Annotated in this window: 10 protein-coding genes; 2 read left to right on the top strand and 8 right to left on the bottom strand. The window is 40.2% G+C overall.

Annotated features, from left to right (window positions below; genetic code table 11):
* Positions 1 to 40: 40 nt before the first annotated feature.
* Positions 41 to 256 carry a YdcH family protein gene (locus EL242_RS09905; protein ID WP_006250034.1) on the bottom strand — a complete coding sequence of 72 codons (216 nt, stop codon included), beginning with the start codon at positions 254 to 256 and terminating at the stop codon, positions 41 to 43.
* Positions 257 to 445: 189 nt separating this feature from the next.
* Between EL242_RS09905 and EL242_RS09900 the strand changes: the two genes are divergently transcribed.
* Positions 446 to 1,261: a dihydroorotate dehydrogenase gene (locus EL242_RS09900; protein WP_126302452.1), complete on the top strand. Its 816-nt coding sequence runs from the start codon at positions 446 to 448 to the stop codon at positions 1,259 to 1,261.
* 62 nt (positions 1,262 to 1,323) lie between these two features.
* Here the strand turns inward: EL242_RS09900 and adk are convergent, their stop codons facing one another.
* From adk to EL242_RS09870, 6 genes are all read right to left on the bottom strand, one after another.
* Positions 1,324 to 1,968 (bottom strand): adenylate kinase, encoded by a 645-nt coding sequence (gene adk / locus EL242_RS09895; RefSeq protein WP_126302451.1) that lies wholly within the window; start codon positions 1,966 to 1,968, stop codon positions 1,324 to 1,326.
* Between the two features lie 111 nt (positions 1,969 to 2,079).
* Entirely contained in the window at positions 2,080 to 4,212 is a 2,133-nt protein-coding gene (locus tag EL242_RS09890; RefSeq protein ID WP_126302450.1) for a TonB-dependent siderophore receptor, read from the bottom strand.
* A gap of 27 nt (positions 4,213 to 4,239) precedes the next feature.
* Positions 4,240 to 6,189, bottom strand: coding sequence for a Fe(3+)-hydroxamate ABC transporter permease FhuB (fhuB, locus tag EL242_RS09885; RefSeq protein WP_126302449.1), 1,950 nt, complete (start codon positions 6,187 to 6,189; stop codon positions 4,240 to 4,242).
* A complete protein-coding gene (locus EL242_RS09880; RefSeq protein WP_126302448.1) occupies positions 6,189 to 7,070 on the bottom strand; it encodes an ABC transporter substrate-binding protein in 882 nt (293 codons plus the stop codon). The genes fhuB and EL242_RS09880 overlap by 1 nt, the downstream gene beginning before the upstream one ends.
* Positions 7,067 to 7,855, bottom strand: coding sequence for an ABC transporter ATP-binding protein (locus tag EL242_RS09875; RefSeq protein ID WP_006251866.1), 789 nt, complete (start codon positions 7,853 to 7,855; stop codon positions 7,067 to 7,069). The genes EL242_RS09880 and EL242_RS09875 overlap by 4 nt, the downstream gene beginning before the upstream one ends.
* Before the next feature lie 231 nt (positions 7,856 to 8,086).
* Positions 8,087 to 9,367, bottom strand: a complete 1,281-nt coding sequence (locus EL242_RS09870) for an AmpG family muropeptide MFS transporter (protein WP_126302447.1) — start codon at positions 9,365 to 9,367, stop codon at positions 8,087 to 8,089.
* A 164-nt stretch (positions 9,368 to 9,531) separates the two neighbouring features.
* Between EL242_RS09870 and metH the strand changes: the two genes are divergently transcribed.
* Entirely contained in the window at positions 9,532 to 13,248 is a 3,717-nt protein-coding gene (gene metH, locus EL242_RS09865) for a methionine synthase (protein WP_126302446.1), read from the top strand.
* A 34-nt stretch (positions 13,249 to 13,282) separates the two neighbouring features.
* Here the strand turns inward: metH and EL242_RS09860 are convergent, their stop codons facing one another.
* Positions 13,283 to 16,126, bottom strand: a complete 2,844-nt coding sequence (locus tag EL242_RS09860) for an ATP-binding protein (protein ID WP_126302445.1) — start codon at positions 16,124 to 16,126, stop codon at positions 13,283 to 13,285.
* Positions 16,127 to 16,162: the final 36 nt, after the last annotated feature.

Raw genomic sequence — 16,162 nt, 5'->3', positions numbered from 1 at the left:
AAATTAAAGCTCAGAATATTTTCTGAGCTTTTACTTTAGGTTAAGCTGATTCTTGTTTTAGAATTGCATAAAGTTGGTCTTTTAAATGCAATTTTTCTTTTTTTAGTGCCTCAACTTCTTCATGCGTTGCCAGTTCAATATTTGCCTCCATATTCTTAATACGCTGGTCTAGCTCATTATGTTTATCAAATAAGCGAGCAAAATGTGAATTGTTTTGCTTTAATTGGGTTATGAGATCTCGAAATTCTGGAAACATATTTAACTCCTAATAGTGGTTGCAAATTTTACTTGATTAAATACTAGCATTTTTTTGTTGATTTACTGTTAAATCTTTCTATTTTTTTGAACTTGATCACAAAATTTATATCGAAAATTATAATGTGTGCGAGTCATATTTAAGGCTATAATAATGCGTAGGAATTTTAGATTTAAGGACACAAAAATAATGAGCTATAAAGTGGTCTTTTTGCTGTTGTTTTCTCTATTTTTATCAACAGCAAATGCAAATTGGACAAAAATTAATGATGTGAATTATACGTGGGGGCCATTTAATATTTACCATATTACGCTTTTTACTGAGAGTGGTACCTATGTAGAAGGTACACGTCCTTTAATGCTTACTCTACAATATAAAAAACCGTGGGAGGGACGTGATTTTGCGGTTTCTTTAGCAAGAACTTGGAATAATTTAGGCATTAAGCTACCTGAAAAAGAGCTAGATGAGGTTATTACCCACCTGAGAAAAACTTTCCCAGATATTAAGCCTGAAGATACATTGCACTATATTGCATTAGAAGATAGAGGTTATTTTATTTTAAATGATAAAGTAGTCTCTGATGTGTTTAATAAAGCTTTCAATGATGCCATTGTAGCAATTTGGCTTGATCCGAAAATGGATATTAGCCATCAATTACTTGATCCCTCTTATAAGCCAAGAATTGAGTCAAAAAATATAGAATCACAAGCTGAGGAAAAATCAGCGGAAGTGAAAGCACAAGAACCTATTGCCAATACTGAGGTTTCTAAGGAGATGAAAGAGTCTCAAGCTGTAGAGCAAGAATCAAACAAAACAGAAACCCTAGAGGTAGATAAGACCCAATCCAGCGTGGCAAATGAAGCGACTCAACCGGTAGAGAATAAAGATAAGAAAGAGCCAGAAAAGCTAGAAGAAAAACCAAAGGAGATGAAGATTGAAAATCCGGAAGTGTTCATTTCACCAATTTATGATGATATCTTAATGCTCACCAAATATTGTGTTTAAGCCAAATAACAAGCGGTAATATTCTCGAAAAATATTACCGCTTGTTCATTTTAATAATCCATTTAAGATAAAATTTTCGCTAACTCAGCACTTACTTCTTCCACTGGTTTTGTTCCATCTAAACGCTCATAACGAGTGTTGCCGGCTTCTGCTTCTGTGGTGTAGTAGGCGATTAACGGTTTGGTTTGTTTATGGTAAATCGCTAAACGCTCTAATACCGTTTCAGGTTTGTCATCTTGGCGGATAATTAAATCCTCACCAGTCACATCATCTTTGCCTTCCACTTTCGGTGGATTGTACACCACGTGGTAAGTACGCCCTGAAGGTTGGTGAACACGACGACCACTCATACGCTCAACAATGACTTCATCAGCTACATCAAACTCTAACACTAAATCAATTTTTACACCTGACTCTTTTAACGCATCCGCTTGTGGAATGGTGCGTGGGAAACCGTCTAATAAGAAGCCGTTCGCACAATCCGGTTGAGCAATACGATCTTTTACTAAGGCGACTGTTAATTCATCAGGCACTAACTTGCCTTCGTCCATCAATGCTTTTGCTTGTTTGCCAAGTTCAGTGCCTTCTTTAATTGCCGCACGGAACATATCACCGGTTGAAATTTGCGGAATACCGAATTTATTCATAATAAACTGAGCTTGCGTACCTTTACCCGCACCCGGTGCACCTAATAAAATCACTTTCATTTGTAAACCTCAATTAAACTAAAAATAATAAAATTACTTAGGCAGTAACCTTACCGATTACTGCCTAAAATTGCAAATTTTTTTAATTTTTTGACCGCTTGTTATACGGAATTAGAATTCATAGCGTAAATTTAAGCGTGTATAGAATGGCTCACCGTAGCTATATTGGCTAAAGCTGAGGGCGTTACGATATTTTTTATCGAATAAGTTATCAATGTTAAGCTGTGCTGAGAAGTTGTCATTAAATTGATAACGAGCCATCAAATTCACTAAAGTGTAAGCTTTTTGACCATATTCGCCATAAGTAGCGTGTTTGGTATAAATTCTGCTTTGCCAGTTTACACCTGCTCCTACCGTTAAACCTTGCACTAAACGGTTCATATCGTAAGTTGCAAAGAATTTAAATTGTTTGCGTGGTTGAGTTGTGTTAATTGGGTTACCTGAAGCATCATCGCCTTTCCACTGAGTATATCCTGCACTGAGTTTTAATTTTTCAGTTACATTTCCAGATGCTTCTACTTCAAAGCCTCGAACTTTCGCACCTTTAGAGGCTGTGTAGTAGGCTAATAATGTATTAGGGTTAATACCGGCAGATTGAGCTAGATTATCTTGTCTTGTTTCAAATACGCTAATTTGAGTTTGCAAGTTGTCATTGAAATAACTCCCTTTCCAACCTGCTTCGTAGGTTTCGCCCGTAACAGGAGAGAGTAGTTTGTTATTGATGTCCACTTGACTTTGTGGTTTGAAAATATCGGTATAACTTACATAAACGGTATTTTGTGGATTAATATCAAAGGTTAATCCTGCATAAGGTGTCCAAACATCGTTAGCGTGGAAGTTTTGTGTTGAACCATAGAAAGTGCCTTCTGTGCGGTACGATGAAATACGAGAACCTAGAAGCATAGAAAGTCTATCTGTAAGACGTAAACGGGTAGAAACATACACCCCGAACTCTTTTAAGTTTTGGTAGTATTTTTCAGACATACTTCCCCAGTTTGGTCTAGCATAAATGCCATTCCAATTATTAAAGTCGAAAGCTCCGTCAAAGGTGCTGTTATCGGCAGCGTAGGAATTACGATGTGCTCGATTGTATTGAATACCGATTGCCGCATCGTGTTCTAATCCCCAAGCAGAGAATGAACCGGTAAGATCAAGCTGCACATTAGATTGTGTATTATCATTTTTAAATTTACCCGGCCAAGGCGACCAACCTAATCCATCTTGGCGATTAAGTGATGAGCCGCTGAAATAGAAAAGTTCTGAATTATGTTTGCCTACACGGTAATTGCCTTTTAATGCAAGTTCCCATTTTTCGCCTAGTTTTTGTGTAATATCGGCAAAATAGTTTACGGATTCATTATCCCAGTAAGCCCATTCCGGACTGGCATTTTTGCTTCTGCTCCAGTTAGTTTCACCACCATCGCTATAGAATGCGGGTAAACCACCCCAAAGTGCTGCATCACGTTTTTCTTTTTGATAGCTTACACCTAACCCAAGTTTGGTAGTGTCAGTTAAGTCTGCTTCAATATTGCCATAAAGCGTGGTGTAACGTTCTTTTTCATTTTTAATGAACGTATTACCGTTTTTATGCTCTGCAATAAAGCGGCCTCTTACTGATCCTGAATTATTCAATGCTTGGCTATGGTCAATCATTGTATTGAAATCAGCATAACGCCCGATTCCAGCTTCTAAAATAGTATAACGGGAAATGCTATTGGCTCGTTTACGAACAAGATTAACACTTGCAGAAGGATCGCCTGCCCCAGTAGTTAAGCCTGTAGCACCACGCACAACTTCTACTCGGTCGTATAACACGCTGTTGCCTGTATTTTCGCCCGTTGTCCATTGGTTATTTACTTTGAGATCCATACCATCTACCTTGACTTTATCAATCCCAAAACCACGAGCACTGAAAGAATAGCGTCCTCTGTCAAGTAAAGAAACAGAAACACCGTGAGTTGCTTCAAGTGCTTTGGCAATCGTATTAAGATTTTGATCTCTGATTTGTTGATGCGTTACAGCCGTTACGCTTTGTGGCGTGTCTTTCGCACTCAATGCCATTCCATTAGAGCCTTTGGCTTTTTTCTGTGCATAACGTCCAGTTTCTTCCGATGAGGCATTTGGCGTTTCGGCACTTACTTCTACGGTATCAAGATGAGTAACTGTTTCAGCGTAAGCTGTTGAGATAATCCCTATACCAGAACTGTATAAGGCAAGTTTTATCGCTTTAGATAGCGTGTTCATAATTTCTCCTAAGTAATGAATAAAAAATTATTTATGTTGTTTGAGTAACAGTAAGAAATAGATACCCCCGAGAATAGAGGCAATAATGCCTGCCCCAATCTCATAAGGGAAAATTAGATAACGCCCGAGCCAATCGGCAATGAGCATTAGCATTGCCCCTAATAATGCCGATATAGGGATCTGTTTCTCCGGTGTAATTGCACCTAAATTTTTAGCTAAATGAGGGGTCATTAGCCCAATGAAGCTCATTGGCCCTACCGCAAGTGTAGAGGCGGCACTCATTAGGGCAATTAAAAGTAATACAATCATTTGTACTTTTTTAACCTCTAACCCTAAATGGTAAGAAACGGTCTCGCCAAGTGAGATCAAACGTAAAGGTTTGATAAACAGTAAAGTGGCACTGATAAGTAGGATTGCAACAGATAATAAAATCCAAACTGTATTCGGATTAGCGTAATAGGTTGAGCCAGACAGCCAACTAATAACTGCCGTTAAACGAGGGCTGCCGCTTAGTTGAATAATAGCCATTAAGCCACTGACTAAAGCTCCAATAGCAACACCTGTAATCATTAACGCTGATGGTTGTAATTTACGAGAGAGCCACATAATAAGAGCGAGAACAGTCAAACTCCCTAATACACCAAATAACAAGAAGCCAATGCTAGATAATGTTGGGAAAAGTAAGAATGACAGTACTGCAGCAATAGTTGCCCCTGAACTCACACCTAATACTTCAGGGCTTGCCATTGGGTTTCTCGTTAAGATTTGTAATAGGCTACCACTTACCGCAAGCATTGCCCCTGTTGCTATCGCACTTAGACTACGAGGCAAGCGGTAGGAACTCATCAGGTTTTCATCAATGCTAATAGCCCAGCCATTCATTGTTGGAGCAATGATTTGTAATAGACAAAATAGGATAACTCCAGCGCATAACAACAATATTGGCAGTTTCCACGAATTGAGGCGTTTAACGGGGAAGTATGCTGTATTGCTTGCTTCAAATTGTGCTTTACGTTGGCGTAATACCAAGAAAATTAATAATGGTGCGCCTAGTGTTGCGGTAAATGCACCAACAGGTAGTAGAGTGTCGTAAATTCTGCCAACAATGCCGATGAGATTATTGGTAAAAAAGAGTAAAAATCCGCCCGCTAGAAAAGCAATCAAGAGGCGAAGTAATAAATGTCGTATTTTGGCAAAATGGGCCAAACTTGCACCTGCAAATCCAATAAAGCCAATCACACCTACTTTGCTTACAACCAATGCTGTAATGGCGGCACAAACAAAAATAACTAAGTAGCGTAGTAAATTAACAGGCGCGCCTAAGCGGCGAGCTTGTTCATCATCTAAACTTAAAATTGTGAGTGGACGAAAGAGTAAGACAAAGATAAAAAATGCAACTACTACCGTTATCGCTAAGGTAATAGAAGTTGCCCAACCATCTTGTAAAAGTGAGCCACTTCCCCAAACCATCACGCCAAATAAAAAATCAAAGTAGAAAAGGGTCAGTAAAGAGGCAATAGCTCCAAACAAAATATTAACAATCAATCCCCCTAAAATAAGGGTAAGGGGATTGAGCTTAGAGGCTTTAGCAATAAATAAAACCAGTACGATAGCAGCTAAAGAGCCAAGTAACGCAATCCAGAAACTAGAAAAAAGCTCGGCGGCTGGGAAAAAGATAACCGCAATCATCAATGCAAGTTGAGCCCCGCTACTGACGGCAAGTGTGCTATCTGACGCTAAATTATTTCTGACAATATGTTGTAAGCCACTGCTGGCTATAGCCAATAAACCGCCTGCTAAAAATGACGTTGTCATTTCAGGTAAAAGAGCTGCTTTTACCGCAGCTTGATTAATCGGCAATAAATCAACATTTATGAGTAGTAACTGCCATTCCCACTCCCAGACCATATTTAAACGGATAACAGCTGTTACTAAGGATAAAAGAATACAGCCAATCAATAAGAATGATGATTTCATTACTCTTTTTCTCCTTGTGTCATTGCATTGTGTAAAAACTCAGCAAAGTGCGAGATGGAATCAGCCCCACCAAAGAGCCAAACAGGCGGTAATACTTTCATACAACGGTTTTTACCAAATCCTAAACGTTGCCAAATGTAGCTATTTTCTAAATCTGCTTGCGTCATTTTAGAAAAAGGTGAGATGACAATTAAACAGGTGCGTTCGGGTAATTTAGCTAAATCACTCACAGGAATAAGTTTATTTCCCCAGCGATCTCCCACACCTAAATCAGCTTGTTTTAAGCCCATCAAATCAAAGGCTACACGGAACATTGAATTAGACGCATATATGCGTAACTCTCTCGGAGAGCCAAATTGAACAACAGAGTAGTAATCAATATCTGGATTACTGTTAAGGATTTCTTTCCCCCATTGAGCCAACGTTTGTTCAGTTTTCGTTAAATATGCTTCTGCCGCATTAGGGTTTTTAATCGCTGTTCCGATCATACGAGTGGCTTTTTGGTAAGTATGCCAATGTTGCTGAGGTTCAGTATTGCCACCATCAAATAGCACGTCTATTTGTGGAATTTCTTTCGGGTAAACAGAAGCCAAGTGAGCGTAGAAAAAGTTTGATAGCACCAATTCAACAGGAAGCTGTGCTAATAATTCGCGATTAGGCTGATAACGCGCTCCAATATCTAACACGCTATTAGGCTGAATAGGGCGGTGCGACCATAGCGGATAAATTCGCTTATCCCCCATCGCAATGGGCGGATTTCCCATTTCAGTAAGGGCAGAGGCAATAGACCAATCTGGTGTAAAAATATTAGGTTGAGCAAATACGGTAGAAATTTGCAAAATAAAGAGAAAAATGAACCGCTTGTATTGCCTAAACATCATAATACCGCCACTTTATGTAAGCCTGCAGGATGGTTAAACAAGTGCAGTTTTAGCCCGAAGATCTCAAGTAATTTCTGTTCTTGCATAATTTCATCAACAGAACCTTGAATACAGAGTTCGCCTTGCTTTAACGCAATAATTTCATCACAAAATTGGGAGGCAAGATTAATATCGTGAATAATGATAATGACAGTTAGACCTTGTTCATTCACTAGCTTGCGAATAAGCTGCATTACTTCAACTTGATAGACAATATCAAGGGCAGCCAATGGCTCATCTAGCAGTAAATAGGGTGTTTGTTGGGCTAAGCACATAGCAAGCCAAACTCGTTGTTTTTCTCCGCCTGATAGACTATTTACAGGCTGTTTAGCAAACTGAGTAACGGAGGTGCTTTCCATTGCTTGCTCAACAATTTGAACATCAAATTCTGTTGGTTTTTGTAGCCATTTTTGATATGGAAATCGCCCTAAAGCAACCAGTTCCTGCACTAAGAAATCCGCCGCTTCAGGTAAACGTTGTGGTAAATAGGCAATATGTTTTGCCGCTTCTTTGGTAGAAAGCTGATGAAGTGGTAATCCATCGACTAAAATTGAACCGCTGGTAGGCGTTATATCTCCGCTTAGTAAACGCATTAACGTTGATTTACCCGAGCCGTTATGGCCTATTACGCCATATAAACGCCCCTTGCTTAAATTGAGGGAAATATTGCTTAGCAGTTTACGGTTTTGTTCAACAGAGTAGCTAATGGAATTTATTTGAATCATAGTGTTGTGTTTTAAGAGCATAAAAAAGGTGGGATTACCCCACCAAATCAATCAAAATGAAAATGAGTAGATGAAAATCTATTATGAAAACGGTGCTAAATATATTTTTGTTATAAATGAAAGTCAATATCATTTAGTTTTAGGTGAGGGTAAATTTTAGGATAAATAAAAAATAACCGACTAAATTACTAGGTAATTCAATCGGTTATAAGTGGTCGGATATTTAATAAAAAATCTTATTTTTATGAATAGCTATTCAGCTTGTCCCCAAGGAGCAACCTTAAACAACATCAGCATACCGGGAATACCGACAAAAAAGCAGAGCCAAAAGAATTGGTAATACCCCATCATTTCGACTAAATGCCCGGTGTAAGCCCCGAGCATTTTGCTTGGTAGAGCAGACAGACTGGTGAAAATCGCCAGTTGCATTGCGGTATAAGCCGGGTTGGTTTCACGAGCCATAAAAGCAACAAAAGCGGCAGTGCCCAGCCCAACGCCCAAATATTCGCCTGCCATCACTAAGCCAAGTTTCCACAGCTCTGTTGCACCGATACTCTCGGTAGGAAAATGCCCAAAACTGGCAAGGTAAGCGAAGCCTAAAATAGTAATTAATTGTACAAATCCGAACAGCCATAAGGCTCGGTTAACGCCCAATTTCAACATTGCCACGCCACCAATAATGCCTCCACCAATGCTGCACCAAAGTGAAGTCATTTTCACAATGCCGGCAATGTGCGATTTAGTAAAACCTATATCCAAAATAAATTTGGTTTGTAGCGTGGTGGCAAGGGAATCGCCTAATTTATACAGGAAGATAAACAGAATCAGCCCAATCGCCCCAGCCACGCCTTTGCGGGTGAAAAACTCTTTGAACGGATCGACAAACGCCATATAAAACGGCTTAGAACGGTCGATTGGCTTATGATTCGGCTCGGCAGCGATTAGCGTAACGAATAAGCAAGGCACTAAAAAAGCAGCGGTAATCAGAAACACCGTATCCCAGGCATAGTGGTCGGCTAAAAATAATGAAAGCCCACCCGGAATCAACCCTGCAATGCGATAAGCATTAACGTGAATAGAATTACCTAAACCCAGCTCGTTATCCGATAAAATTTCACGCCGAAAGGCATCCACCACAATGTCTTGCGTGGCGGAAAGAAAAGCTAACAGCACGGAAAGGGTAACAATAATTGAGATATCTTGCACAGGGTCGAACAAGCCGAAGCCGGCTAAAATCACCAATAGCCCGATTTGTGAAATAAAAATCCAGCTTCTGCGTCTGCCTAAAAAAGGGGGGAAGTAGCGATCCAACAATGCAGCCCACAGGAATTTCCACGTGTAGGGCAACGAGGTCAGGGTAAAGGCAGCAATAGTTTTAATGTCTAAATTGGCACTGGTTAGCCAAGCCGGCATTAGCTGAATTAACACAAACAACGGCAAGCCGGAACAAAAACCGGTGTAAAAACAAAGCAGCATATTTTTAGTAAAAATCTGCTGCCAGATAGAGTGTTTGGGGGCGTGACAAGCGGTCATATTTTTCCTAAATTTTACAAAATAAAAAGGGGAGAACTGAGCCAATATAGCATAATTTTAAAGGCGACTCTAACCCTTTCAATTTCTTCACAGATAAGGTTTGACAGCCTTGCGACATATTTCTATTATTCCTTTTAATCAAACTAAAAAACTGGAAGCAGAGTATGAACACGCAGCATAGAACCGAATTACTTCAAAATGCCCTTACCGAACGCATTCTTATCTTAGACGGTGCGATGGGAACGATGATCCAAAAATATAAACTAACCGAACCTGATTTCCGAGGTGAACGTTTTAAAAACAGTACCATCGATCTTAAAGGCAATAACGACCTACTCACACTCACCCAGCCACTCCTGATTTCTGCTATTCACGAGAAATATTTAGCCGCCGGTGCGGATATTATCGAAACTAATACCTTTAGTGCGACGACCATTGCTCAAGCAGATTATGAACTTGAAAGTATTGCTTATGAGCTGAATCTTGTGGGGGCAAAACTTGCCCGTCTTGCCGCCGATAAATTCTCCACCCCTGAAAAACCTCGTTTTGTTGCCGGTATTCTGGGGCCGACCAACCGTACTTGTTCGATTTCCCCTGATGTAAACGACCCCGGTTTCCGTAATATTACCTTTATACAACTGGTGGAAGCCTATGCCGAGGCAACCCGTGGTTTGATTGAAGGTGGAGCGGATCTGATTATGATCGAGACCATTTTCGATACCCTGAACGCCAAAGCTGCCGTGTTTGCGATTGAAACGGTATTTGATGAGCTGGGCGTGAAGTTGCCGATTATGATCTCCGGCACGATTACCGATGCCTCAGGGCGAACGCTATCGGGGCAGACCACTGAGGCGTTTTATAACTCGCTCCGCCACGCCAAACCGCTGACGTTCGGCTTGAACTGTGCGCTCGGGCCGAAGGAACTCCGCCCTTATGTGGAGATGATGTCGAAAATCAGCGAGACTTTTGTTTCGGTTCACCCGAATGCCGGCTTGCCAAACGCCTTTGGTGGGTACGATTTAGGGGCGGAAGAGATGGCAACGTACATCAAAGAGTGGGCGGAACTCGGCTGGCTGAACATTGTCGGCGGCTGTTGTGGCACCACGCCGGAGCATATCCAAGCCTTTGCCGAAGCAACCAAAGGCGTTGCTCCCCGTAAATTACCTGAAATTCCAACCGCTATGCGTTTGTCGGGCTTAGAACCGCTGACGATTGACGATAATTCGCTGTTTGTGAATGTGGGCGAACGCAATAACGTCACCGGTTCGGCAAAATTTAAGAAGCTGATTAAAGAAGAAAAATTTGCGGAAGCGATTGAAATTGCCATCAGCCAAGTGGAAAACGGGGCGCAGGTGATTGACGTGAATATGGACGAGGCGTTGCTCGATTCCAAAAAATGTATGACCCGTTTCCTCAACATTCTTGCTACCGAACCTGAGGCGGCAAAAGTGCCGATTATGATTGACTCCTCGAAATGGGAGGTGATTGAGGCGGGCTTGCAAACCGTACAAGGCAAGCCGATTGTGAACTCAATTTCCTTGAAAGAGGGCGAAGAGAAATTTATTCACCAAGCCAAACTCTGCCGCCGATATGGGGCTGCGGTGGTGGTGATGGCGTTTGATGAAGTCGGGCAAGCGGATACCGAAGAACGCAAGGTAGAAATCTGTACCCGAGCCTATCGGATTTTGGTCGATCAGCTCGATTTCCCACCAGAAGATATTATTTTCGACCCGAACATTTTTGCGATTGCCACCGGTATTGAAGAACACAATAACTACGGCGTGGATTTTATCCAAGCCTGTGAGCGGATTAAACGAGACTTGCCACACGCCAAAATTTCCGGCGGGGTGTCGAATGTCTCCTTCTCTTTCCGTGGCAACAATGTGGTGCGGGAAGCTATTCACGCGGTGTTCCTCTACTATGCGATCAAAGCCGGAATGGATATGGGGATCGTGAACGCAGGGCAGTTGGCGATTTATGATGACCTCGACCCTGAACTGCGAGAGGCGATTGAAGATGCGGTGCTGAACCGCCGTAATGACGCCACTGACCGCCTGTTGGAAATTTCCGAAAAATATCGAGGCGTAAAAGTAGAAAGTGCCGATGAAAGTGCCGCCGAATGGCGAAACTTACCTGTGGCAGAGCGTTTAAAACACGCCCTCGTAAAAGGCATTACCACCTACATTATTGAAGATACCGAAGAGGCTCGCCAGCAATTTGCCTCGCCGCTGGAAGTGATTGAAGGGCCGCTCATGGCGGGGATGGACGTGGTGGGCGACCTGTTCGGGGACGGTAAAATGTTCCTGCCGCAAGTGGTGAAATCGGCTCGGGTAATGAAACAGTCCGTTGCCTATTTAGAGCCGTACATCAACGCCACCAAGCAGAAAGGATCGAGCAACGGCAAAATGGTGATCGCCACCGTGAAAGGTGATGTACACGACATCGGCAAAAACATCGTTAGCGTGGTGTTGCAATGTAACAACTTTGAAGTGATCGACTTAGGTGTGATGGTGCCTGCCGATGTCATTATCGAAACCGCTATTCGAGAAAAAGCCGATCTCATTGGGTTAAGCGGACTAATTACCCCATCGCTGGACGAAATGGAGTATTTTTTAGGTGAAATGAACCGCTTGAAGCTCGATATTCCTGTACTGATTGGCGGAGCAACCACCTCAAAAGAGCATACGGCGATCAAACTCTATCCGAAATATGACTATCCCGTAGTCTATACTGCTAACGCTTCACGTTGCGTCACCGTCTGTGCGACCTTGATGAACCCTGAGGCAAAAGCGGAATTTTGGGAAAAAACCAAAGCCGAATACGAAGAAATTCAGCGTAAATTTGCCGTTCGCAAGCCACTTCGCAACGGTTTATCCATTGAGGAGGCTCGAGCCAATCGTTTTGACGGATTTAGTGGCGAATGGGCGGATTATGTGCCGCCAACGCCAAAACAGACCGGCATTATCGAATACAAAAATGTGCCGATTGCCACCCTGCGCAAATTTATCGACTGGTCGCCATTCTTTATGCTCTGGGGCTTGATGGGCGGTTATCCTGATGCCTTTGATTATCCGGAAGGCGGTGAAGAGGCACGCCGTGTCTATAACGATGCCCAACGGGTACTGGACGAATTTGAGCAAAACGGCAAGCTCAACCCAAGTGGGATTATGGGCATTTTCCCTGCAGTGCGTGAGGGCGATGATATTGCAATTTTAAATGAAGATCGCACCGCTTGTATCGGCAAATCCTACCACCTCCGCCAACAATCCGAACGAGGCAAAAACAGCAAAAGCCCGTACAACCTCTGTTTAAGCGACTTCATCGCCGACCGAGAAAGCGGACAGCAAGACTGGTTTGGTATGTTCGCCGTTTGTGCCGGCATTGAAGAACACGATTTAGTCGAAGGCTACAAAGCAGCAGGCGATGACTACAACGCCATTCTGCTCCAAGCCGTTGGCGACCGTTTGGCAGAGGCAATGGCGGAATACCTACATTTTGAACTGCGTACCAAAGTATGGGGATATAGCGAAGAAACCTTCGATAATGACCGCTTGATCCGTGAAAACTACCGAGGAATCCGCCCAGCCCCGGGCTACCCAAGCTGCCCTGAGCATACCGAAAAACAGATCATCTGGGATTTACTCGAAGTCGAGCAACGGATCGGTATGAAACTCACCGAAAGCTATGCGATGTGGCCTGCTGCCTCCGTCTGCGGCTGGTACTTCACCCACCCTGCTAGCAACTACTTCACGTTAGGGAAAATTGACGAAGACCAAGTGTTGGATTACGCCAAACGCAAAGGCTGGGACGAGGTTACGGCTAGGAAGTGGTTAAGTGTGGCGATGAAACAGGATGTGAAGTCGCAGGCTGAAAATATTTAATGTAGTGGCGGGTTTTAACCCGCCATTTATTTTATTACTTATAGGCACTAATAGATAATATTTCCTTCAGTTCTATAATTAACTCCTGAAGTAACTCCTTTATTTTTTCGAAACTAACATTTTCCTGTTTCTTGTTGTTATATATCCAAGTGACTAGATTTTCAGAATCATCAAAGAATCTTTGTTCATTCATCTCAAACCTGAAATCTATTGGTAATATCATATAATCTGTAGAATATGAAATATAATGAAAAAAATCACCATAAGAAAATCTATCATCTCTTATAGATAGCTCTCTAAATTTCCCCCATGCTGGAAAAAATAGCCTGCAACCTCTATCATTATGTGAAATCTTATTTCTAATAATAGTTAAAAAGTAATCATTAGATATTGGAAAAGCATCATCATCTTCAAATGTATATATAAATTTTTCAACATGATTACCATAAGAATCTTTCTTATGTATTTCTTTATGAATACTATAAAACATATCCTTTTTTGTGATATACCATAAAAGGTAACTTAATATGAATTTTTTAGTAGCATTCTTAATTGTTTGTTTATTTTGAAATTTTTTGTCATAATCTCGATCAATAAAAACTATTTTTTTCTTATGAACAACTATATCATTTATAAGTTTTTCCAGAGTAGATGATTTATTAATTTTTATTCTTCCAATAAGTTCAGAAAATTTATTTTCTGCTTTTTTAGATAATAAAAAATAACTTAACGCTGCAAATGGCTTCTCGGGCTCAGGGATACAGTCAATTTTGTCAGATATATATTTGCAAATAACATTATATACCTTTTCACGTATAACCTCTCTTACCTCTGGTAAGATTTTTTCACGATTATAAGTAAGGAATTTATCTGAAGTTTCCGAGTAAACATCTACATTACAATGTAGTCCTGGAACAGATAATGATAAATCAGAAAATCTCTGCCCTCTAAAAAAAGAGTTTACTCTTCCGTTAAAATCTCCAAATGATAAATTAGATAAGATTATATTTTCATAAAAATAGAAATCATCTTTATTGTGTGTAATGTTTAATCCATACTTTTTTACATTAACTTTTACTGGGGAATTAATATTAAACTCCATTATTTTTCCAATAATTGTGTTAACTTCTATGAAATCTAATCTAAAACCAGAGCTAGTTATATCATATTCTTTTAACCCATTAGCAATCTCTTTCCACATATCATTTTCAAGAGAGTAAGTATATCTTTGAGGGTTCTTTTCGACCTTAATCTTAACATTAAAATTACAGCCATAATGAATATCATCACTATGATTAAGTTCTTCAATAGTAACCCCTTTATGTTTATGAAAATGAATTTTCAAATATTTTTTATCTATAATAGAATAACTAGTAATATAAAACTCATCTGCAAGTAAGAATGCACTTTGTAAACCGATACCAAAAGCCCCAGAAGGTCTAAACCACATTGGCATTTCACTTAGTCTTTTCTGCTTTTCATCATTATACTTTGTGCTACCAACATTTAGCATATACCGAAGGTCATTTAAACTTATTCCAATTCCATTATCTCTAACATTTAAAACCCATATATCACCATTTATATCTTCGGGTTCAAAAGAAACATCTACTTTATATTTATTTACCAGTTCTAAATATCTTTTATCAATAGGAGACAACTCATAAAAATCGTATCTATTTTTATGATCAATCCAGATTCGGTATAATGTAGAATCAACGGCATTTTGTAAAATCTCACGTATACTATCAAATCGGGAACTATATAACCCAGTTCCTCTTATAAGATGTAGCATACTTTCTTTATTGATCTGAAAAAATGGTTTTTTTCCTTCATCAATAATAATATATGGTTGTTGAATAGTTACCTTTGGATTCATCAAGGTTGGGAGTCTACCGAGTTGTTTGCTAGGTACAATTTGATCCCAATGCTGAGTCTGATTATGGTATTCGATTTTCAACCATTCGAACCAATCAAATGCTGCTTCATAGGATTCTGGATTTGGGCAGGCACATTCAACTTCAATTCGTTCCGAATCTAAACGGAAGTGTTGAACTGAAAGATGTTTATCTCTATGGGCTTGGCTTAATGAAGGTAAATTATGACTGCACATTGCCATCATAACTGGGCAGAATCGGTTATCATCAATATCAAGTAAATCCCCCATTCTAAGCAGACATGCAACATATAATGGGTGGCAATCTTCCGTTCCTAATCCAGCCTCTGCTTTAGGAAGCTCCTTTATCATTTGCTCAAAGCTATCTCCGTGAGCTTTACAAATTTTAGATAAAATATTAAACAAACGTTTTGGAATAAGCTCATTTCTTGAGGAGTCTAATCCTATTTCTTCCCGTGGATTTATAACAATATTTGCTGAATTTATAGGGTGTTTACGACGATACCATTCTGCTAATAGCTGGATATATTGATGAAAAAAGTCATGTGCTTTTGCTTTTTGTGGTAAAACTGCTTCATCTTTTACCCATTTTTTTGCAAAAGAAGATAATTCATTTTTTTCATCTAACGCTAATTTCTGAACAAAATCATTGAATGCAGTGGAATTCATATCTTCAATTTGTTTTTGAGTGATGACCATTCCTATATCATGTGAATATGCTGCCTCAAGTATCAGCCACATATCTGTGGCTGTCAAATATTGAATTTTATCTCCTAATAATCGTTCAATATTGATAATAATCTGCTTTGAGTGTGATACATCATGACGACTATAGTGTGGGAAAATATGTCCTACATTTTGGAGAGCTTTACTAATTAGCTCTTTATCAAAGCCCCATTGTGACCGAAGATATTGTAGTTGTGGATGTTGTCCACAAGCTTGTTCAAAGTATTGCTCTAGACTATTTAATTGAGTATTCATTTTTGTCTCCAAAAGTTCTATTCCAGTTTGAGCCTG

This window comes from Mannheimia haemolytica (genome assembly GCA_900638155.1).
In the GTDB taxonomy this organism is placed as follows: Bacteria; Pseudomonadota; Gammaproteobacteria; order Enterobacterales; family Pasteurellaceae; genus Mannheimia; species Mannheimia glucosida.
Note: the sequence above shows the minus strand (reverse complement) of the source record. Positions and strands in the feature narration are given on the sequence as shown.

What these genes read in the sequence shown, in the direction of transcription:
- EL242_RS09905 (WP_006250034.1), bottom strand. Translation starts at nt 256, where the DNA reads ATGTTTCCAGAATTTCGAGATCTCATAACCCAATTAAAGCAAAACAAT.
- EL242_RS09900 (WP_126302452.1), top strand. Translation starts at nt 446, where the DNA reads ATGAGCTATAAAGTGGTCTTTTTGCTGTTGTTTTCTCTATTTTTATCA.
- adk (WP_126302451.1), bottom strand. Translation starts at nt 1,968, where the DNA reads ATGAAAGTGATTTTATTAGGTGCACCGGGTGCGGGTAAAGGTACGCAA.
- EL242_RS09890 (WP_126302450.1), bottom strand. Translation starts at nt 4,212, where the DNA reads ATGAACACGCTATCTAAAGCGATAAAACTTGCCTTATACAGTTCTGGT.
- fhuB (WP_126302449.1), bottom strand. Translation starts at nt 6,189, where the DNA reads ATGAAATCATCATTCTTATTGATTGGCTGTATTCTTTTATCCTTAGTA.
- EL242_RS09880 (WP_126302448.1), bottom strand. Translation starts at nt 7,070, where the DNA reads ATGATGTTTAGGCAATACAAGCGGTTCATTTTTCTCTTTATTTTGCAA.
- EL242_RS09875 (WP_006251866.1), bottom strand. Translation starts at nt 7,855, where the DNA reads ATGCTCTTAAAACACAACACTATGATTCAAATAAATTCCATTAGCTAC.
- EL242_RS09870 (WP_126302447.1), bottom strand. Translation starts at nt 9,367, where the DNA reads ATGACCGCTTGTCACGCCCCCAAACACTCTATCTGGCAGCAGATTTTT.
- metH (WP_126302446.1), top strand. Translation starts at nt 9,532, where the DNA reads ATGAACACGCAGCATAGAACCGAATTACTTCAAAATGCCCTTACCGAA.
- EL242_RS09860 (WP_126302445.1), bottom strand. Translation starts at nt 16,126, where the DNA reads ATGAATACTCAATTAAATAGTCTAGAGCAATACTTTGAACAAGCTTGT.